Below are 20,027 nucleotides of genomic sequence, written 5' to 3' on the forward strand. Positions count from 1 at the left end.
TAGTAAGCTTTAAACAACTCCTCTTTCAATTTCCGTAAACGTATGTGTTCCTGGAGCAAGCTGTTGCCAACCTACGTCAATCACTTGTATCACCGAGCATGACCATTTTTCCTGTTTACTCACAGTGAAACTGACACTCATGCAAAGGGATGATTTTAGTTTTTTTAATCCATTTATGTCCAATCCAGATCATGATAAAAAGTGGCAAACCAATGTAAGAAATAAGCAAACCATACCAATCAATAGGGGTCGCCATTAACGCAGTATAATTCTGTCCGCCAATCACAATGAGGCATACGCCAAAAGCAAACAAGGGCCCAAAAGGATATCCCTTGGCTAAATAAGGAAGCTGGGCAGGATCTTTGCCTTGATGCAAATAAGCTTTGCGAAAGCGATAATGACTTATTGCTATTCCCATCCACGCAATAAAACCGGAAAGGCTTGTTGCATTGAGTAGCCAAAAATAAACGGTGCCATTACCAAAAATGGAAGATAAAAAAGCCAACATGGCTACCGCGCTTGTTAAGGCTAAAGCATAAATCGGTATTCCTCTTCGGTTGACCACAGAAAAAACTCGGGGAACATGTCCCTCCTTGGCTAAATACCAAAGCATTCGACTACCCACATACATACTTGAATTAGCGGTCGATATAATGGCAAGAAGAATCACCGCATTCATAATCATTGCTGCAAATGCTTTATTGTATTGTTGGAACACTAGGGTAAAAGGGCTCATTACCACATCAGAACTGATCAACTGTGAGGAAGTGTAGGGAATTAAAAGACTAATCACAAAAAGTGATAAAACGAAGAAAATCAGTATCCGCCAAAAGACCATTTTTATCGCTTTGGGAATCGTTTTGTCAGGATCTACACTCTCCCCTGCAGCGACCCCGATAAGTTCCGTTCCTTGAAAAGAAAAACCCGCTGCCACAAAAGCACCAAGAATACCGATCCATCCGCTATGAAATGGGGCATCACCAATGCGCCAATTTTGAAAACCACCTGCTTGATACTCTGTAAAACCGAAAACCAGGAAAAATCCAGTGATGATGAACAAGATAACGACTGAAATTTTAATCAATGAAAGCCAATATTCCATCTCGCCGAATGCTTTAGTTGAGATTGCATTAAATCCCATAATCAATAAGAGAAAAATAGAACACCAAAGCAAAGATGAACTCTCAGGAAACCAAAAATGCATGATTAATGCGGAAGCAGAAATTTCTGATGCAATATAAACAGCGCAGCTATACCAATAATTCCATCCCAGTGCATACCCTAAAGAAGGATCAAAAAAACGGGCTGCATACACATAAAATGATCCACTAGTAGGTATAAATGCTGCCATTTCACCGAGGCTGGTCATCAGGAAATAGACCATAACCCCCATAATCAAATAGGCAAGCAAGGTACCACCAGGCCCCGCCAAGGATAAAGCATTACCACTCGCTAAGAAAATACCCGTTCCGATAGAACCACCCAAGGTGATCATTCCCAATACACGCGCATTGAGCTTTCGCTGGAGCGACGGTTCGGAAGTTAAATCATGCATCATTCAATCCTTGAATCTGGAAAAAGAGAAGGTTCTCACGCTACCATTAATTCGCTTTACGTCCTGCGAAACATTTATACTTAATGGTTTTATTCATCAATCATTAAGAAACTCACAAAGTAAACGTTGAAAATGGTGGGTTCCTTGTTCTTTTGTGGGTGAGAATCGACCGGATTCGTAAAAACGCGAACGGATCCCTTGTTGCACCGACTCGACGACGGCTTCATCTTCACGTTCCACTTTATCCAAATCGCCCCCTGCTCCTTTACCTAACTTGGATTCATCAAGAACGTACGTTAAGAATGACACCTTAGTGAGTTCAGGTCCTAAGGGCTTTACTACATTTACAGAGCATCCCCATGGATAGAAGTTAAGCATCGTATTTGGGAAAATCCAATAATAATAAGCCGCTACTTGTTTCCCGTAATCAGGGGAATCTTTAGGCAAATCAAAACTTTCTTCACCGTGACTGGCTAGGGCCAATTGCAAGTTGCAGTAACGATAAAGCTCTGTGGTATAAGTAGTGCAATCAATCACTTTTCTTAATGAATGATGGACAAAGGGGATATGTAGTGCTTCAAGATAATTCTCGCAATACAAAGCCCAATGCGCTTTAACCAGATAATCACGGGAACGATTGCTATCGAGACGCATTTTTTCCATGGGTAACCAAAAAAGACGTTCTTTAATCTCTGCAAATACATCCCTAAACGACATGTGTGGCGCCAATGAAGCAAAAAGAAAGGGCTCAAGACAATCCAATGGAATTTGCGGCAAATTGTCCTTTTGAGTTGGAAAGTTGCAGGTCTTCTCAAACTCAGGCATATGCAAAAGGTCACCACTAAGGTTAAACCTGCGGCCATGATAGGAGCATTTAATTTTCTCGGCAGAACAGGGCGCCTCAATCAGGATATTACCTCTATGAGTACATACATTACTCAAACAACGGAACCGGTCTTGTTCATCATGTACCAATAACAAAGGCTCATCCAACAATCCTGGCAATAAAGTAAAAGGTAGCAGCTGTCCCTCTAATCGCAAATTTTCAGTGCTGCAACAAAACTGCCAAGTCCTGGCAAATATTTTTTCTTTTGCTTGTTCGAAACAGTCTAAAGACGTATAAAAATGTGCAGGTAAAGTAGAGGCTTGTGCAATATCAGGATCGACGTAAAACTTATTCATGATCAAACTTCCTTATAAATATTCCTATCTTGATACTTATTATTGAAAAATGGTTTGGATCGATACGATAAGTACAAACAGCCTCTTTCTCATTCCCGTACCGATACGAGATAACCTATGATTTTCAATAAAGCCTTACTGATTGGCAAGGCACTTTGGCGATATTAAAACACCAATCACTTTGGTTATCCATATCTTGCATTATCGCAACCAATCACTGCTGACAAAAACTGTCAGCACTATCTTTTAAACTCATTTCTCCGTTAAATCAAAAGGAGTTTATTATGCATCTTGATCCCAATTTGGTAATTTTTTACGTCGATAATCCTTTAGTCAGTGCACCTTTTTATGAGAGGATCCTTAGGAGTCAACCGATTCAATCATCCCCTACTTTTGTCATGTTTGTATTGAAAGCAGGCATGCGTTTTGGCTTATGGTCGAAACACGCGGTTGAACCCCATGCCACCCTTTTTGGAGGTGGAAATGAGCTTTCACTGCAAGTGGACGATGATGGTGCAATTGATGCGCTTTATTCAGTCTGGAAAACGCAAGGAATCCAGATTGCTCAAACCCCAACAATGATGGATTTCGGTTATACTTTCGTAGCACTTGATCCAGATAATCATCGGATTCGGATTGTCTCTTTGAAACCTCAGCTCAAAGCTGCTTAATTACTAAAATCTTTTCTCCCCCACGGGGAGAAGGGAAATTTACTTCCCCGTCCAATCATGCTCCAGCTGAAAAAAAACCTCAAATAAATTATGATTAGGTTATTTAATAAAGAACTGAGGGCCTACAATGAATGTATTGGTTACTGGTGCATCGGGTTTTATTGCCTCTCACATTGTAACGGATCTCATTGCGGCTGGACATGCAGTCACGTGTTGTGTACGCGATGTGGCGTTCACCCAAAAATTGTTTCCCACGGCACGGGTCATAGCTTGTGATTTTATCCATGATCAATCCATCAGTCTCTGGGTCGAACGTTTGCAGCAAATTGATCTCGTGATTAATTGTGTAGGAATTCTCTACCATCCAAATAACAAAATAATATGGTCAATTCATTATGAGACACCGAAAATCTTATTTGATGCATGCGTCCAGGTCGGAGTCAAAAAGATTATTCAAATCTCTGCTCTTGGCATTGAGACATCTGACGTCTCCTATGCTCAAAGTAAAAAAGCAGCTGATGACTATTTACTCTCTCTTCCTATTCCATCAATTATTCTACGTCCATCCTTAGTTTATGGACGTGGTTCTTATGGCGGCTCCTCTTTATTCCGTGGTCTTTGCGGATTACCTTGGATTACCCCTGTGCCCGGACAAGGAAGGCAGGAGTTTCAACCCATTCATGTTGAAGACTTATCTAAAGCCACCATCAAACTCATAGAGCTCCCTGCAGGACCAAATTTGCTATTACACGCTGTAAGCACAAAACGGATTAGCTTAAGTAATATTCTGTATCACCTGCGTGCATGGCTAGGTTTTGCAACATCAAAATTGTTTTTTGTCCCTGAAAAATTTATCCAGCTTGGATCATTGATTGGCGATTTAATCCCCTATTCCATTTTAAATACTAACTCTTATAAGCTTCTTGTGCAAAATAGCATCACAAGCCCTGAAGAGGCCCAAACATTTCAAGATAAAATTGGTTTTACTCCTCAAGAATTCCCTGAGGGAATGTATCGCCATCCTAGTTCTATTCAAGATCGTTGGCATGCACGACTTTATTTTCTTAAACCAATATTACGGTTGAGTATTGCGTTTATTTGGTTATTTACTGCCATTAGTTGCCTTTTTTTCTACCCCAAAGCGGCTTCGTATGGACTTTTGGCCCAAATTGGAGTGAAGCCGTTCTGGCAACCTATTTTATTTTATGGTGCCTGCATCCTGGATGCAGTTATCGGCTTGGCTGTATTGAGTAGCAATCGCTTAAAAAAAATCACTCTGGTACAAATGGTAATTATTTTAGGTTATAGTGCTTTATTAACTTGGAAACTTCCTAATCTATGGTTTGAACCGTTTGCGCCTTTAGCGAAAAATATTCCACTTTTGGCTGCGATCTTGGTTTATTTAGCCCTGGAGTCTGATCGATAATGCTCTATTTTTGGCTCAAATTTATTCATGTTATTAGCTCGACTATTCTTTTTGGAACGGGTATCGGAACTGCCTGTACTATGTTGTATGGACATCAAACAGGAAAAACCGAAGTGATTGCTGCTACAACCCGCTATGTCGTGCTTGCAGATTGGATTTTTACTGGAACCTCTGGTTTTATTCAACCGCTTACTGGGTTTTGGATGGTCTATTTAGCAGGTTATGCATGGACCTCATTATGGGTGATGGGATCAATTATTGGTTATTTAGTTGCTGCTTTTTGTTGGTTTCCTGTAGTCTATCTTCAGATTAAGATGCGCGATTTTGCTAGGGAGTCGGCACAAAACAAGATGCCTTTACCTGCTATCTACTTCCGTTATTTTAAATATTGGTTTTGCTTAGGTTGGCCAGCCTTTATTAGTTTGATTATTGTTTTTTACCTGATGACCAACAAACCTGCCAGTTTTTAATAGGTATTCTATCATCCCGAGTGCTCCAGGAATCTCCCTGGTTACAGCGTGCTACAAAATTGGAGATCCCACATGGAACTCGGAATGACAGTAAATGACACTGCGTTAACTGGCTCTATAAAGTTAAAGATGAACCTGGATGCAGCGAAGCCTAACTCGGATTTCGCTTTCACCCAGACTACAATTACAATGCTCCGGGCTTTGTCGCCTCATTACTCCTCTACAGTAATATCAATTTTTTTCTCAACCGCCATTTCCTTTTTAGGAATTGAAATTTCCAAAACGCCTTGTTTGTATTTAGCACTTATTTTTGCGTCATCAGCAGTTTGCGGTAAGCTAAAGCGACGGTAAAAATGACCTTGAGAACGCTCCATACGTGTATAGTCATCTTTGTTTTCTGTTTTCTCAAAGTAACGCTCTCCACGGAGGGTTAAGATATTATGCTCTAAAGATATTTGTATGTCCTCTTTATTCACTCCAGGAATGTCTGCAAGTACTAAGAACCGATCTTTTTCTTCTTTAATATCTACAGGAGGCGCCCATGTACTGGTATCAACAATTGAAGAGTCTGATTGGTGCCCTCTGAAAAAATTGTCTAATAAGGAGCCAATTTCATTGTATACAGGAAAATAATCACGTCTTACGATACTCATCACTTTCTCCTAATTGTTATTTGACATATCCAAAAAATTGAGGCGTTTTATCAAATTTCAAGGGGTATTGAATGGTTATTTTTACAAACACGTGTACTCGATGCGAGATTAAGTTTATTATCCATAAAAGGACGATTTCTAATTAAAAACGGAGGATGACGATGCAGTATCTGATACGAATTTTAATACTGGGTTTTATTGGTGTTTCCACAAGCTTTGCCAATTCATCAGAAACACCTATTTTAGGTAAAACAATAACTCAAGCAAAACAACAACAGATGACACCGAAACAAGCCCTGCAACGCTTGAAAGACGGAAACCAACGCTTTTTAACCAACACCCAAGTAACGAGAGATTATTTAAAGCAAGCACATCAATCCTCTTATGGTCAATACCCATTTGCAGTAGTGCTCAATTGCATGGATTCACGCAGTGTTCCCGAATTATTTTTTGATCAAGGATTGGCTGATTTATTTACTTTACGCGTCGCTGGAAACGTACTCAATGACGATATTCTTGGCAGTATGGAGTTTGCAACTAAAGTAACGGGTTCTCGCCTCATTGTAGTCTTGGCGCATACTTCATGTGGCGCGGTGGCTGGTGCATGTAGTGGAGTGCAACTAGGACATCTCACTGATGTTTTAGACAAAATTAAGCCCGTTGTGCAAGAAAGTATGGACGAACAAAAAACAAAAAATTGTGCTGATCCCAAATTAATCGATGCAATCGCGAAAGCCAATGCTTTAAGGATCGTTAGGGAAATTCAAAATAGAAGTCCAATAATCAACGATTTAATTAGTAAAAAACAAATTGGAATTGTAGCTGGTGTGCATGATATCAAGACAGGTAAAGTAGAATTTTTTGAAGAAGAACGTTCTGTTCCTCATTAAGAACTGTTTTGTAACCGGGGTGAAGCTTAGCAAGCCCTGGATTTTTTACTGTCATTCCGAGGCCACGAGGGATCTCCTCTCTTGACTCTGTGTCAGGTCATGGAGATCCTCGCGATGCCCGGATCATGGAGTTACGCTGCACACCACATTAGGACATTTTCTTCTTTAATGTATCCATTAAAATATCTTCAAAGAGTTGTTGATTGATTGAAGTACAGACTCGCACCGTATTACCCTTTTTATCCACTACAGTAGTCCCCGAGCGCTCCTCTGGACTTAATACCACACGCAATTTTTTATAATGGGATTGAACGATTGAATTATCATAGGCTACTACTGCAGAAAGTACATCCCAAAAATACCACTTATGCTCAAAGATTTCCGCTTCATTATGATGAAAAAGTTCATAGAAAAAATGATTGGCCAGATTCGTTTGGTTTTGTTTCAATTTTTCATAAAAAGCCTTTGTCACAGGAACCTGATTAGTCACATCCAGGCCAACCAGGGTAATAGGGATGCCTGACCGAAATACTTTATCTGCAGCATAAGGATCAATATAAATATTCCATTCTGCAGTGGTATTTTTAATTGAGTGATCCACTTCCACCAAATTGCCTGGACTATCTACTGCTCCCCCCATAATATAAATCATTTTAATTTTATTTTTTAATTCTGGCTTTTTGGCCACAAGCTCGCCCAGATTGGTTAACGGACCAATTGCTAAAATCTCAACAGGCTCTTTTGCGTTTTTTAAAGTAGTTTCCAGCAATTGTATTGCATTCTGCGTGGGCATCACCTTAACTTTAGGCAGTAAATCTGCAGCACCTACTAAATTATCAGCGAGTTTCCGTAACCAATCTGGAAATTGATGCGTTCCAGTCATTGGGTTATTACGCCCACAGGCTAGTGGAATTTTTTCATGATGCATTAAGGCAAGCAATCCAGCAACATTGCTTAATCCTGCCGCACAATGAGCCTCGCCAGTGCCCACTACGGTTATCGCCTTAATATCGATATCTTTTTGTGCTAACAAATAAAGAATTGCCAATTCATCATCCACCCCCACATCCGTATCAATAATAAAAGGCCTCATTGCATTTGCTAAAGGCAACAAACAAAATAAACTGAAAAAGACAAACGCTTTTACTGCCAAATTCACAATGAAACCTCCGTTTCTGCATCAAGTTTTTTAATAGTTAATAGGGCGATACAACACAGAATTGCACTCACCATCAAATAAAAGCTGGGGGCAAGATTCGTGTTCAATTTTTCGATTAAATAAGTAGCAATAAACGGGGTTAAACCTCCGAAAAAAGCAAATGCAAGATTATAAGAAATAGCAATCCCGGTATATCGAATAGAGACTGGGAATAATTCAACCAGCAAGCTGGGATAAACCATAATAGAACTACTCAAAATAGCAAAAATAGCTAAAGCAATGGTCAGTGATAAAGTGGTTTGCTTGGCTAAAATAATAAATAAGAGATGACTTAATAAAATAAAACCTATCGCACCAACTAAAAGAACTAACTTACGCCCCACTCGAGCACTATACCAGCAAAAAAATACCAGTAGCAAAGAAAAGAAACCCAAGTTAATCGTATTAAATAAGGTCGCTTGCTGTTTCTGATAAGCAAGGATTGTTGAAAGATATGTGGGCATATATAAGAATAATAAATTAATCATTACGGAACCCAAGCAGGTTAAACCGATACCTTGTAAAATCTTTCGCCAGTATAAGGTAATTGCTTCAATAAAAGGAATTCGCTTATTCTCTGTTGAATTCTTAAATGCGAGGAATAAGGGACTTTCGGCCAACCGTTTACGAATGAAGAAACTGAATATGCCAAGCAGGCCTCCCAATATAAATGGGAGGCGCCAACCGAAGTTTAGCAATTGGTCATTTGAAAGTTGATTCGTGAGGATTAAACTAATCAGAGCCCCTAGAAAAATACCTAAATTAAGAAAAGAAAAAATCACACCGCAGGCCAGTGCTCGAGAACGAGGATTCACATGTTCACAAGCAAAAGTTAATGCCCCAGGAATTTCACCTCCAATTGATAATCCTTGCAATAAACGCAAAAAAATCAAAAGAATACTCGAAAATATTCCTATGTGCTGATAAGTGGGTAAAAAGCCAATAAGGACCGTTGGGACAGCCATCAGGATAACTGAGAAAATAAAAGTTTTCTTACGACCGTATTTGTCTCCAAAATGGCTAAAGGCAATTCCTCCTAGGGGACGGATTAAATAACCAATTGCAAAAACGGCATACACACTCATCAGAGAAGCCAATGGGTCGGTTTCTGGGAAAAAAATTTGGCTGATTATTGGTGCAAAAATAACGTAAATGACGAAGTCATAAAATTCCAAAGCACCACCCAAAGAAGCAAGGAAAATAATTTTTCGTTCACTGGAACTTAATCTCAACTGAGGCACTTACAAATCCTTTTTTTTAGCAAAGCTGTAAAATATCATAACTTTGCATTACGCTCATGAATTATTTAAATTAAGTAGTTGTTCCCATTTTATTTTTCTGCAGCTTTGTTGAAAAAAACATGTATAGCTTAGGAAGTTTGCCCCCTTATAGTAAATTCCTCTAGAAATAGTTCTTTTTCGTAAAGTTTAGTATTATCAATGCAAGTAGCACATTTTTGCTGATTACCCATGAAAAACCATTCCATTTCTCAACAAGTTATCCAGCGTGTTGAGGCGGCTGTTACTCAGGCGCAGATTGATGCTTATCAAAAGGATGGGGCCGTTTGCATTCGCCAAATTTTAAGCTCTGAAGAAATAGAATTACTTCGTGAAGGTATTGAACTCAACCTAAAATCACCTAGCCCTAGGGTTAAAATTGCAAGTAACAGTGATGATCCAGGACTATTCATTGAGGATTTTTGCACTTGGCAAACCAATCCTCATTACCAGCAATTTATTTTTGCATCACCGATTAGTCTTATTGCAAAGAAACTCATGGGGAGTAAACAAGCTCGACTTTATCATGACCATCTTTTAGTCAAAGAACCAGGTACTCGGCAAAGAACTCCCTGGCACCAAGATCAGCCTTATTACAACATTGAAGGAAGACAAAATTGCAGTTTATGGATACCTGTTGATCCAGTGCCACACACTTCCACTTTAGAGTTCGTTGCGGGTTCTCATTTGGGACCTTGGCTTATGCCTCGCTCTTTTATGGATAATCAAGCAAAATGGTTTCCTGAGGGAAGCCTCGCTGAGCTGCCTGATATTGATGCAACACGTGAAGATTACCCTATTATCGGTTGGGCAATAAGTCCTGGTGATGTGGTTTGCTTCCATATGCTCACGCTTCATTCTGCGAATGGAGTGAATTATAATCAACGACGAAGAGTATTTTCGGTACGTTTTCTCGGTGATGATATAACGCATGACCCAAGAAAATGGGTTACCTCGCCTGATTTCCCAGGTTTATTCGAACAACTTCCAGCAGGAGCCCCCATGGATCACCCTTTATTTCCTATAATTTTGGAATAGTGATCAGCGATCATGGAAACAGTTCCTAATCTTTCAACAAAAAAAAATTCTGTTTTTTTTCTTAAAAATAAGCAATACTTCTTTCTGAATAAATCGTGGTAAAACCTATGGTGAAAATAAGACCTTTTCTTAAATGGGCAGGTAGTAAATACAACTGCCTGGAAAAGATTATTCCCTTTCTTCCTCAGGGTAAACGTTTAATTGAGCCCTTTGCTGGTTCAGGCGTTGTTTTTATGAATGCGAATTATTCGTCCTATCTGTTGGCAGAAAGTAATCCTGATTTAATTCATCTTTATACCACTTTGCAACAACAAGGAGATGCGTTTATTCAGTTCTGCGAAACCTATTTCACACCTGAATTCAATCAGAAAGAAAAATATTATCAAATCAGAGCTGATTTTAATGACTCAGCTCATTCACCACAAAAATCCGCACTTTTTCTTTACCTGAACCGGCATGGTTATAATGGATTATGTCGCTATAATTCCAAGGGCTTTTATAATGTACCATTTGGGCTGTACAGTAAACCTTATTTCCCACATAAGGAAATGCAGCTTTTTCACCGAAAAAGCCAACACGCCGAATTCATCCATAATGACTTTAGAAAAACATTCGAATATGCAGAGCGGGGTGATGTTATCTATTGCGACCCTCCTTACGTACTCCTTTCAGAGAAATCACACCATTTACCCTACACTAAAAAACTATTTACCACAGAAGATCAAATAGAACTAACTGAGTTGGCTAAAGAAACAGCAGCAAAAGGTATCCCAGTTATTTTGTCCAATCACGACACCGAATTTACTCGATACCACTATAGGAAAGCAGAAATCAAGAGTTTTCCCGTATCACGTTTTATTAATTGTCAGGGTGCATTACGCCGACCGGTAAAAGAATTAATCGCTATATTTAATTAATCTCTAGATGATATAAAGCCTGGTCGCAAGCAACCAGGCGATGTAAATTTCACGCTAATTATTAATTGGATGGTCTTTATGATCTTTGATAAAGAAAGCAAGGATAGTAACGAGCAATAATGAAAGAGGCAATATGGATAAAGCGACCTGATAGTCTACTACCGTGTAAATATGCTCTCCTTCCACAATACCACTGTCACCAAAAGTATCCAGTAATTTACCAACTAGGGGTTGGAAAATTACCCCACCAAGCGTTACGATCATATTTGTTGCGGCAAATACCGTACCGGATAATAAAGCACCACTGCATTCTTTAGCCATGATAAATACAATAATTTCTGTGGCACTAAATACGCCATACAAGAACAATAAAACATTCAAACTGACGTAGGATAGACCTGGCCAGTACAATACAATGCTAATACAAATCAAGGCTAAAATTGCGCCTAAAACCAAAGGCAACAAACGTCTTCCTGTATGATCCGATAAATAACCAGCTATAGGAGCACCAACTGCCCAACCTAGAAAAACTGCAGAAACCGTTTTAGCAGCCTCAACCTTAGTCAAACCGTGTGCTTGTTCTAAATAAGTTTTTCCCCACAGCTCGCCAAATACAGACAAAGAAGTATACAAACAAGCACCGACAAAACCGATGACCCAAACCTCAGGAGCCATTAATACTTTAAGCACATTTTGAAAGAATTCTGGCAAAGGATGTCGATTAGGATGATGTCCCTCAGGCCCATCACGAACCACAAGCAACATTAATACACTCAATCCAGCACCTACTATTGCGATTAAGAATAATACCTGTTCCCAACCTATACTCTGAGACCATTCAGTAATCTTCACTTCACCATAGACAAGACCTAACATGCCTAAAGTAGTCATCAGACCCGCGACTAAAGAAAAATAACGTCTGGGCAACCAGTGTAAGGCAAGAGACAATACTCCCACAAACGCAAAAGACGAACCAAAGCCCACTAAGAAACGCCCTGCCCCTACCAAAAACATGGACGAAGTCAGGGAAAACATCCAGGAACCCACAGTACAACAGATGCAGGCAAAAGTTAGAAGCCGTCTAGGGCCAAATCGGTCCATAAGCATGCCTACAGGCATTTGCATTGGAGAGTATGCAAAATAGTATAAGGCAGATATCTGACCAAAAGTAGTCGCAGAAATATGCCCCAAAGCAATGCTTAACTCAGTCTGTAAAACACCAGGAATAATGCGTAAGATAAACTCATAGCAATAAAAAACAGCCCCAACAAAGCAGATAAACATACCATAAAGCAATTGTTTTCTTGAAACGATATTATTTAGGTGCATGAGCGTGAGTTTCCCTTAAAAAGAAGGTTAATAAAGCGGCAATTAACATACTGAGCGGTATAAAAGCAAGCGCTATGCGGTAATCAGTCATGTTGTATAACCGATTAACATTTTCAACAACCAATGCTGAAGAGATTGAAGCGCCACTCCGTAAGGAATAGCTGAAATCCAATAAATGTCCTACTAAAGGTTGCAATAACATACCACCGAGCATGACAATCATATTCGTAAACGCCATTGCTGTACCCGCTGCTTCCCCAGGGCTCAACTCTCTTCCGACAGCAAATACGATTGCTTGTGCACTATAAAATAGACCCAGGAAAAACATCAGTATCTGGACATTCGTTTCGGTCAAACCAGGGAAATATAAGATAACCAGCATAAGCACCGTAGCAACACTAGCACCTAAAAACATAGGTAATTTTCTGCGCGCAATTCGGTCAGAAAAATAACCCATTAGAGGAGCACCTACAGTAAAACCTAAGAAGAGCAATGAGTTCGCTAAACCAGCACCATGCGCAGACAACCCATGAGCATTCCTTAAATAAGGAATACCCCATAATTCAGCAAACACTGTTGTAGGGAGATACACCATACAACCATATAATCCATTAATCCATATCTGCTTGTTACTGATTATTATATTTAAATCAACTAAACCTCTTTTCAAATCAGGAACAGTACCACTTTGTCTGTATCGACCTTTTTTATCGTGAATGCCTAACCATAAAAGAAAAGTTAAGACAATCCCGAAGAACGCGGTCATATTTAAGGTTTTAATCCATCCTAATTGATTAACAAATAATTCTAAAAAATTATCGCCCAGCATGGCTCCTACTGTTCCTAACGCCGAAGTAAGACCTGAAACCATAGCAAGTTTATTCTCAGGCAACCAGATTGTTGCCAACTTTAACACCCCGACAAACGCAAACGCAGAACCTAAACCAACTAAAAAACGTCCAGAGGCGGCAACCCAAAAAGAAGTTGTCCCTGTGAATAAAAAAGTTCCAATGACACAGATTAAACAAGCAAAGGTTAATAATCTTCGCGGGCCATATCGGTCCATCATAATCCCTACAGGTAATTGCATAGGGACATAGGCATAATAATATACCGATGAAATGTGTCCAAACCCAGTAGCTGACAAATTAAAATGCTCACGGAGAGCGCTTTCCATCGCACTAGGTGCTATTCGAAGCAAATATTCATAACTGTAAAACAAGGCTCCAAGACCACAAATAAGCCATCCAATTAATGCGTAATTTCTACGGTTTTCAGAAATCAAGGCAATCTCCTTAATATTTGTAAAGCAAGAGCATTTACTGTTTTCAATTCTACAGTGAAAACTCTTATCTTTATAATTCACCTATTGTTATCCTGAATGTTATCAGGCATAGCTCATCCGGCATATGGTTACACCTCGAGATACCTTATTACACGCAGGACTACTTTTATTCTAAATTACAACTCATTTGATTTGCGCCACTTGCTATCGCAGCCTGAGCTACAGCAGCGGGAACTCGTTCTCTTAAACGAGGATCTATGGGCTTGGGAATAATATAGTTAGGGCCAAACTCCCAATGCGTAACACCTGGGTAATTGTCCTTTACTACCTGGGGAACCGGCTCATGCACCAGTTGACGAATAGCCTCAACTGCCGCAATTTGCATTGATTGGTTAATACACTTGGCGCGTACATCCAACGCACCACGAAATATATAAGGAAAACACAACACATTATTAACCTGATTAGGATAATCACTACGCCCAGTCGCAATGACTAAATCATCACGTACCTTAAAAGCTAATTCAGGTCTAATTTCTGGATCAGGGTTAGACAAAGCAAAAATAACAGGGTTAGGTGCCATTAATTTCAATAAATCAGCATCTAATAAATCCGGCTTAGCAACACCAATAAATACATCGGCATCAACCAATGCATCAGCCAAAGTTCGACATTCAGTTGTACGTGCAAAAGCGAATTTATAAGCATTTAGATCAGCACGACCTGAATGGATGACGCCTTTAGTATCTAAAAGCAACATGTTTTCTTTATGAGCACCTAAAGCAACCAGTAATCGCATAGAAGCAATTCCTGCCGCACCTGCGCCAATACACACAATTTTTGCATCAGCTAATTTTTTTTGTTGTAACTCAAGAGCATTAAGCAACGCCGCCGCAACAACAATGGCTGTACCATGCTGGTCATCATGAAATACTGGAATATTCAACTGCTCAATTAAAGCCTGCTCAATTTCAAAACATTCAGGGGCTTTAAGATCTTCCAGATTAATCCCCCCAAAAGTGGGGGCAATACGTTTTGCCGTAGCGATAAAAGCTTGCGAATCATGCGCATCAATTTCTATATCAAATACATCAATGCCAGCAAAACGCTTGAATAATACTGCTTTACCTTCCATAACTGGCTTGCTGGCGAGAGGCCCAAGATCTCCCAAACCCAACACCGCAGTGCCATTGGTCATTACTGCGACTAAATTTCCTTTATTCGTGTAACGATAAGCATCTTCGGGATTTTCTGCTATTGCAATCACTGGAGCGGCAACACCAGGCGTATAAGCCAGAGACAAATCACTCTGAGAGTCAGTTGATTTGGTAATATGAACACCAAGTTTTCCAGGGGTTGGAAACTCGTGATAATCTAATGCGCACTGCTTTAAAACTTCATTATCCAAAATACTCACTCTCTTACATATAAAACAAAACTTAGTAAGGTCTAAAAATCCTACCAAACCCTTATCAATTCATTCCAACCGAAGTGTCATGGACACACACAAACATCTGACTATGAAACTCTTAAGTAATCAAGAGAAACAGCCATAACATGATGAGGATTGAAACAAGAATTGAACGACAAGAACCTACAACCAACGCAAATTAGCACTGCAGGAACAATCTGTCAATAAGCTATACTTCGAGTGAAGTATACATAAATAAGGCGCAAAACCACGCGCCTTATTTCTTTTCGTCTTTCGCTTGCGTAGCACGCTGGCTATAACGATCGCGGAACTTCTGCACACGTCCTCCAGTATCTACGAGTTTTTGCTTACCAGTATAAAAAGGGTGACATTGTGAACATACTTCAATATTCAAATCTTTACATAAAGTTGAACGAGTTTCAAATTGCTCGCCACAACTGCATGTAACCTTAACTGTTTTATATTCAGGATGAATTGATGCCTTCATAATACTACTCTCTATAATAATGAGTATCGCCACCTGAACCCAAGGCCAAGCACCATACTCGACAAATGACGCAAGACAATAGCAGAAAAATATCTGTAAAGCAATTTTTTATATCGAAACAGAGCTGATACCATCTCCCCTATATTTGCCCAAATGAAATGCAAACAAGCAAATATAACTCCATAGTTAATCATAGCACGAAGTGATGAACCATACAGGCTTCACAAATAGAATTATATCAAATTTCTTAGGTTAGCCGCACTTTTTGCAGTAACTTTTTAACCAATATGCATCACAAATTAGCAATGATGGTCTACTCTTATAAAAACATATTCAATTAATAGGAATTAAAATGAAAAAATTGGAATTATATAAGCTTGAAACACCAAATGACCTCGATATCAGAGATCGTCGTAGAATTGCTGAAGCGGTTAATCCACTCCTTGCTGACACATTTGCTTTATTCGTTAAAACAAAAAATTTCCATTGGCATATGACGGGTCCCCACTATCGGGATTATCATCTTTTATTAGATGAACAAAGCGAACAAATTTTCGCAATGGTGGACGTTTTAGCAGAGCGTGTACGCAAATTAGGAGAAAGAACAATCCATTCTATTGGACAAATCAAACAATTACAGACACTTAAGGATGCTAATGAGACCTTGTCTGCAGAGGATATGCTGCAAAATCTATTGGAAGATAACAAGAGTTTTTTAAAAAACATGAGAAAGGTCCATGAAGTGTGCAGTAAAAAAAATGATTTTGCCACCACAAGTATCCTGGAAGTTTATATTGATGAAACAGAACGTCGAATTTGGTTTTTATTTGAAACGTTGCAAAATAAATGATGAACGAGTGGCCGGTGTGGAATTAGCACCCATTAAGTGAATCATCCTTCCCTTCTCCCTACAAGGGAGAAGGTGCCCGTTAGGGCAGATCAGGGATTGACTGCTACCAACGAACTCTCACCCTTGTCTACCCCACATTCAAATCTAACTCAACCCAAACGGGTGCATGATCAGATGGTCTTTCTGCTTTGCGCGGTTCTTTATCAATAACTGATTGCCTGCATAGTGCATTCAGCGGTTTACTCAGCAAAATATGATCAATCCGTAAACCCCGATTACGTCTAAAAGAGGCTGCACGATAATCCCACCAACTGTATGATTGTTCCTCCTGAATAAAATTTCTAAAACTGTCATGAAACCCAAGTTGCAATAATTGCGTGAACGCTTCCCGTTCAGCAGGACTTACCAACACAGACCCCATCCACTCAACAGGGTCATGAACATCGCGATCCTCAGGAGCAATATTAAAATCACCAACTACAGCCATATTCGGGAAAACATTCATTTGCTGTTGAATAAATGCGATAATTTTTTGCAACCAATTCAGCTTATATTGATATTTGTCGGAAGTTAATTCCGAACCATTAGGAACGTATAAATTGATTAGACGGATACCTGCAACAGTAACAGCTATTATGCGGCGTTGGGGATCCACAAAATCAGGGATATCGGTAAGAACATCAGATAAAGGATATCGACTAATGACGGCAACACCGTTGTACGTTTTCTGCCCTGAAAACACTACGTGATAGCCTCTCTCAGTAAACGCTGTTACAGGAAATTTTTCATCAAGCAACTTCGTTTCTTGTATGGCAAGAACATCCACGCCAGTAGACTCAAGCCACTGTAATACTTGCTCCAGTCTTATCTTCAATGAGTTCACATTCCAACTTGCTAATTTAAGCACACCAATCTCCTTTATATTCAATGAGCAAAGGAGCGTGGTCAGAAAAACGGGCTTCCCGAAAAATACGACTGTCAACTACATCCGCAGTAAGGCCAGGAGTAATTACTTGATAATCAATTCTCCACCCCACATTTTTTTCCCATGCACGCCCTCGAAAAGACCACCAGGTATATTGCTCCTCTTCCTGATTGTGCACACGAAACGCATCAACAAACCCCATAGTCCCAAACAATTCATCCATCCAAGCGCGTTCCTCAGGCAAAAATCCTGAGTTCTTTTGATTGCCCCGCCAATTTTTCAAATCAATTTTTTTATGAGCAATATTATAATCACCACATAAAATCAGCTCGCGGCCTTCATTTTTTAGTTTTATTAAATGTTCGGCAAATTGTTTGAGAAAATCATATTTAACCGTCTGACGTTCATCACCACTAGTACCTGAAGGTAAATAAAGTGAGATAATACTGAATTTGGGATAATCAAATTGAATGTATCGTCCCTCATTATCACAATAGTCAAAGCCCATCCCTTTCACGACACGATTAGGTTTGTGACGGGCATAAATTGCCACCCCGCTGTACCCTTTCTTTTGCGCTGAATAATAGTCACAAAAATAATCGCGTGGATAATATAACTCTTCAGGAATTAATTGCTCCGGTTGAGCTTTCGTTTCTTGAATACAGACAAAATCAGCATCTTGAATTGCAAGCCACTCATTAAATCCATTACGTACCGCTGAACGGATTCCATTGGCATTAAAACTAATTACTTTCATTTTTTTCACTTAATATTTATTGTATCCTGGTGAAACACAATGAAACCCAGGATATTATGGTCAAATAATTCTGAGCTGCATCACCCCAGTTAGCGCATTTCTTCATTTAATTTAAGGGCTGCCCGAGCCAAACGCTCGCCCAGATGTTTTGCTAGATTAATTTCATCCTGGCTCAGAGGTCGATCATTTGCCACTCCAGAAACATGGGTCACCCCATAGGGAGTTCCACCGGTAACTGTATCATTTAGAGACGGTTGAGAATAAGGAACTCCTAATAAGACCATGCCATGATGAAACAAAGGCAGCATCATGCTTAACAGAGTAGTTTCCTGACCACCATGCATGCTGGCAGAAGAGGAAAAAACACAAGCAGGCTTATCCACTAAATCGCCGGCCAACCATAAAGATGATGTACTATCCAGAAAATATTTCATAGGAGAAGCCATATTTCCAAAACGAGTTGGGCTTCCTAAAGCAAGTCCGTGACAATGACGTAAATCATCTAAAGTCGCGTAGGGTGCGCCACTATCTGGAATCGCTTTATCTACTGCCTCACACGTAGTAGATACAGGCGGTACCGTTCTTAATCGTGCTTCAATACCCACAACACGCTCTACACCACGCCCTATGTATTGGGCTAACTGGGCTACAGAACCAGTACGCGAGTAATATAAAACCAAAATATAGGGATCAGACATCAAAACAGCTCCATTACCTTAAAATTAAAAAAACAGTTATTGTTCAGGCCAATACCATGAGCTTACTCACTATAAACTCAACTGTTTCTTCAATGTGTGAATTTAAAATCATACTTTAGTTGTTCTTCTAATTTCATTTCAATAAATTTGATTCGATAATACAAAGATCCTCCCTTTTCAGGTTTTAATATTTTCAAGTCAGAGACAATTTCATCCGCAGACTCATAATAATCCTTAACTGATATATTCGCGATAATTTTACTTACCGCTTCAACATGATGTCTATTCCAATGGCCAAAAATAATACGCCCAATAAAAGAACCAAAGATGCAACTTTCTTTGGTATAGTCTATAAGCAATGCTTTAATTCTTCTGTAATTAGAATCTCCACCTATTTTATTCCAAATCTTGCTATAAGAATCAGGAAAAACTAAAGTAAATTTTGATCGATTAAAAAAAGAATATGCTCTTAGCCCAACACACGAAAAAAAAGAATGAGGTTTAGAAGGTAACAAACAAGCCTCAGAACCTTTTTCTGTAAAATCAGAATCGTCACTTATTATTGTAGCAATTGAACGCGAATCATAGGACATTTTTTTCTCCTCCGTGAGAACAGCAGTTTATAATCACTTCTTAAAATTCCAGATGAATCTTGTGTCTGCTGACCATTCGTCTATCCTGGCCAAAAATGACTTGATCTAATGCAATCGATACTCACCTACTTCCTGTATTTGCGTTTCGGTATCTGAAATCTAGTCGTTTTGGCTCAGCCTAGTCAATTGTCAACGGCCCCTAGTCCTTTAAAAATTAAATAAGCAAGGGGGAATCTTCTGTCTACTTTACTTAATTTTTGACAATTTTTAGTAGAAAAAGCAAATAAAGGCATACCATAATTTAGAATGGGGGTAGCAAGTTGAATTATGGACTTATTTTTTAATGAGATAAAATCGTGGGGTCAGCGATTATTTAGACTAGGGTCAGCACAGC

The 20,027-nt window shown here is 39.4% G+C and carries 20 protein-coding genes; 7 read left to right on the forward strand and 13 right to left on the reverse strand.

Features of this window, described 5'->3' with window-relative positions; genetic code table 11:
- Nucleotides 1-115 precede the first annotated feature (115 nt).
- Together EL022_RS14870 and EL022_RS14875 are read right to left on the reverse strand one after the other, a co-directional pair.
- Nucleotides 116-1,558, reverse strand: a complete 1,443-nt coding sequence (locus tag EL022_RS14870) for an amino acid permease (protein ID WP_193392425.1) — start codon at nt 1,556-1,558, stop codon at nt 116-118.
- A gap of 93 nt (nt 1,559-1,651) precedes the next feature.
- Nucleotides 1,652-2,737 (reverse strand): SRPBCC family protein, encoded by a 1,086-nt coding sequence (locus EL022_RS14875; protein WP_028379823.1) that lies wholly within the window; start codon nt 2,735-2,737, stop codon nt 1,652-1,654.
- Between the two features lie 284 nt (nt 2,738-3,021).
- Between EL022_RS14875 and EL022_RS14880 the strand changes: the two genes are divergently transcribed.
- From EL022_RS14880 to EL022_RS14890, 3 genes are all read left to right on the forward strand, one after another.
- Nucleotides 3,022-3,408 (forward strand): VOC family protein, encoded by a 387-nt coding sequence (locus EL022_RS14880; protein WP_028379822.1) that lies wholly within the window; start codon nt 3,022-3,024, stop codon nt 3,406-3,408.
- Nucleotides 3,409-3,535: 127 nt separating this feature from the next.
- The gene (locus EL022_RS14885; protein WP_028379821.1) at nt 3,536-4,834 is read left to right on the forward strand and encodes an NAD(P)H-binding protein; all 1,299 of its coding nucleotides are present in this window, start codon (nt 3,536-3,538) and stop codon (nt 4,832-4,834) included.
- On the forward strand, nt 4,834-5,304 hold the full coding sequence (locus EL022_RS14890) for a DUF2269 family protein (RefSeq protein WP_028379820.1): 471 nt from the start codon (nt 4,834-4,836) through the stop codon (nt 5,302-5,304). The genes EL022_RS14885 and EL022_RS14890 overlap by 1 nt, the downstream gene beginning before the upstream one ends.
- 212 nt (nt 5,305-5,516) lie before the next feature.
- Here the strand turns inward: EL022_RS14890 and EL022_RS14895 are convergent, their stop codons facing one another.
- Complete coding sequence (locus tag EL022_RS14895; RefSeq protein WP_028379819.1) at nt 5,517-5,957, reverse strand: Hsp20/alpha crystallin family protein; 441 nt, start codon at nt 5,955-5,957, stop codon at nt 5,517-5,519.
- A gap of 155 nt (nt 5,958-6,112) precedes the next feature.
- Here EL022_RS14895 and EL022_RS14900 point away from each other — a divergent pair, with 155 nt between their 5' ends.
- Entirely contained in the window at nt 6,113-6,847 is a 735-nt protein-coding gene (locus EL022_RS14900; RefSeq protein WP_028379818.1) for a carbonic anhydrase family protein, read from the forward strand.
- Nucleotides 6,848-6,995: 148 nt separating this feature from the next.
- Here EL022_RS14900 and EL022_RS14905 read toward each other — a convergent pair whose 3' ends face one another.
- Together EL022_RS14905 and EL022_RS14910 are read right to left on the reverse strand one after the other, a co-directional pair.
- Complete coding sequence (locus EL022_RS14905; protein WP_051544378.1) at nt 6,996-8,006, reverse strand: nucleoside hydrolase; 1,011 nt, start codon at nt 8,004-8,006, stop codon at nt 6,996-6,998.
- Nucleotides 8,003-9,286 (reverse strand): MFS transporter, encoded by a 1,284-nt coding sequence (locus tag EL022_RS14910; protein WP_028379816.1) that lies wholly within the window; start codon nt 9,284-9,286, stop codon nt 8,003-8,005. The genes EL022_RS14905 and EL022_RS14910 overlap by 4 nt, the downstream gene beginning before the upstream one ends.
- Nucleotides 9,287-9,514: 228 nt before the next feature.
- Here EL022_RS14910 and EL022_RS14915 point away from each other — a divergent pair, with 228 nt between their 5' ends.
- Together EL022_RS14915 and EL022_RS14920 are read left to right on the forward strand one after the other, a co-directional pair.
- Complete coding sequence (locus EL022_RS14915) at nt 9,515-10,360, forward strand: phytanoyl-CoA dioxygenase family protein (RefSeq protein ID WP_028379815.1); 846 nt, start codon at nt 9,515-9,517, stop codon at nt 10,358-10,360.
- Between the two features lie 107 nt (nt 10,361-10,467).
- Nucleotides 10,468-11,277: a DNA adenine methylase gene (locus EL022_RS14920; protein WP_028379814.1), complete on the forward strand. Its 810-nt coding sequence runs from the start codon at nt 10,468-10,470 to the stop codon at nt 11,275-11,277.
- A gap of 54 nt (nt 11,278-11,331) precedes the next feature.
- Here EL022_RS14920 and EL022_RS14925 read toward each other — a convergent pair whose 3' ends face one another.
- The 4 genes from EL022_RS14925 to rpmE all read right to left on the reverse strand — a co-directional run bounded on the left by EL022_RS14925 (nt 11,332) and on the right by rpmE (nt 15,810).
- Entirely contained in the window at nt 11,332-12,606 is a 1,275-nt protein-coding gene (locus tag EL022_RS14925; RefSeq protein WP_028379813.1) for an MFS transporter, read from the reverse strand.
- A complete protein-coding gene (locus EL022_RS14930; RefSeq protein WP_028379812.1) occupies nt 12,593-13,891 on the reverse strand; it encodes an MFS transporter in 1,299 nt (432 codons plus the stop codon). Before EL022_RS14930 ends, EL022_RS14925 begins: the two co-directional genes overlap by 14 nt.
- Nucleotides 13,892-14,057: 166 nt before the next feature.
- Nucleotides 14,058-15,299 carry a malic enzyme-like NAD(P)-binding protein gene (locus tag EL022_RS14935; RefSeq protein WP_028379811.1) on the reverse strand — a complete coding sequence of 414 codons (1,242 nt, stop codon included), beginning with the start codon at nt 15,297-15,299 and terminating at the stop codon, nt 14,058-14,060.
- A 280-nt stretch (nt 15,300-15,579) separates the two neighbouring features.
- On the reverse strand, nt 15,580-15,810 hold the full coding sequence (gene rpmE / locus EL022_RS14940) for a 50S ribosomal protein L31 (RefSeq protein WP_028379810.1): 231 nt from the start codon (nt 15,808-15,810) through the stop codon (nt 15,580-15,582).
- Between the two features lie 352 nt (nt 15,811-16,162).
- Between rpmE and EL022_RS14945 the strand changes: the two genes are divergently transcribed.
- On the forward strand, nt 16,163-16,660 hold the full coding sequence (locus EL022_RS14945) for a Dps family protein (protein ID WP_028379809.1): 498 nt from the start codon (nt 16,163-16,165) through the stop codon (nt 16,658-16,660).
- Nucleotides 16,661-16,787: 127 nt separating this feature from the next.
- On the opposite strand, the gene xth is transcribed toward EL022_RS14945, so the two are convergent.
- The 4 genes from xth to EL022_RS14965 form a co-directional block, all read right to left on the reverse strand.
- Nucleotides 16,788-17,567, reverse strand: coding sequence for an exodeoxyribonuclease III (gene xth, locus EL022_RS14950; RefSeq protein ID WP_028379808.1), 780 nt, complete (start codon nt 17,565-17,567; stop codon nt 16,788-16,790).
- A complete protein-coding gene (locus EL022_RS14955) occupies nt 17,560-18,342 on the reverse strand; it encodes an exodeoxyribonuclease III (RefSeq protein WP_028379807.1) in 783 nt (260 codons plus the stop codon). The genes xth and EL022_RS14955 overlap by 8 nt, the downstream gene beginning before the upstream one ends.
- Before the next feature lie 89 nt (nt 18,343-18,431).
- A complete protein-coding gene (wrbA, locus tag EL022_RS14960; protein WP_028379806.1) occupies nt 18,432-19,040 on the reverse strand; it encodes an NAD(P)H:quinone oxidoreductase in 609 nt (202 codons plus the stop codon).
- 89 nt (nt 19,041-19,129) lie between these two features.
- Complete coding sequence (locus tag EL022_RS14965; RefSeq protein WP_028379805.1) at nt 19,130-19,633, reverse strand: DUF5617 domain-containing protein; 504 nt, start codon at nt 19,631-19,633, stop codon at nt 19,130-19,132.
- Between the last annotated feature and the right edge of the window lie 394 nt (nt 19,634-20,027).

It is taken from the genome of Legionella cherrii, assembly GCF_900635815.1.
GTDB lineage: Bacteria > Pseudomonadota > Gammaproteobacteria > Legionellales > Legionellaceae > Legionella > Legionella cherrii.

What these genes read in the sequence shown, in the direction of transcription:
- EL022_RS14870 (WP_193392425.1), bottom strand. Translation starts at nt 1,558, where the DNA reads ATGATGCATGATTTAACTTCCGAACCGTCGCTCCAGCGAAAGCTCAAT.
- EL022_RS14875 (WP_028379823.1), bottom strand. Translation starts at nt 2,737, where the DNA reads ATGAATAAGTTTTACGTCGATCCTGATATTGCACAAGCCTCTACTTTA.
- EL022_RS14880 (WP_028379822.1), top strand. Translation starts at nt 3,022, where the DNA reads ATGCATCTTGATCCCAATTTGGTAATTTTTTACGTCGATAATCCTTTA.
- EL022_RS14885 (WP_028379821.1), top strand. Translation starts at nt 3,536, where the DNA reads ATGAATGTATTGGTTACTGGTGCATCGGGTTTTATTGCCTCTCACATT.
- EL022_RS14890 (WP_028379820.1), top strand. Translation starts at nt 4,834, where the DNA reads ATGCTCTATTTTTGGCTCAAATTTATTCATGTTATTAGCTCGACTATT.
- EL022_RS14895 (WP_028379819.1), bottom strand. Translation starts at nt 5,957, where the DNA reads ATGAGTATCGTAAGACGTGATTATTTTCCTGTATACAATGAAATTGGC.
- EL022_RS14900 (WP_028379818.1), top strand. Translation starts at nt 6,113, where the DNA reads ATGACGATGCAGTATCTGATACGAATTTTAATACTGGGTTTTATTGGT.
- EL022_RS14915 (WP_028379815.1), top strand. Translation starts at nt 9,515, where the DNA reads ATGAAAAACCATTCCATTTCTCAACAAGTTATCCAGCGTGTTGAGGCG.
- EL022_RS14920 (WP_028379814.1), top strand. Translation starts at nt 10,468, where the DNA reads ATGGTGAAAATAAGACCTTTTCTTAAATGGGCAGGTAGTAAATACAAC.
- EL022_RS14925 (WP_028379813.1), bottom strand. Translation starts at nt 12,606, where the DNA reads ATGCACCTAAATAATATCGTTTCAAGAAAACAATTGCTTTATGGTATG.
- rpmE (WP_028379810.1), bottom strand. Translation starts at nt 15,810, where the DNA reads ATGAAGGCATCAATTCATCCTGAATATAAAACAGTTAAGGTTACATGC.
- EL022_RS14945 (WP_028379809.1), top strand. Translation starts at nt 16,163, where the DNA reads ATGAAAAAATTGGAATTATATAAGCTTGAAACACCAAATGACCTCGAT.
- EL022_RS14955 (WP_028379807.1), bottom strand. Translation starts at nt 18,342, where the DNA reads ATGAAAGTAATTAGTTTTAATGCCAATGGAATCCGTTCAGCGGTACGT.
- wrbA (WP_028379806.1), bottom strand. Translation starts at nt 19,040, where the DNA reads ATGTCTGATCCCTATATTTTGGTTTTATATTACTCGCGTACTGGTTCT.
- EL022_RS14965 (WP_028379805.1), bottom strand. Translation starts at nt 19,633, where the DNA reads ATGTCCTATGATTCGCGTTCAATTGCTACAATAATAAGTGACGATTCT.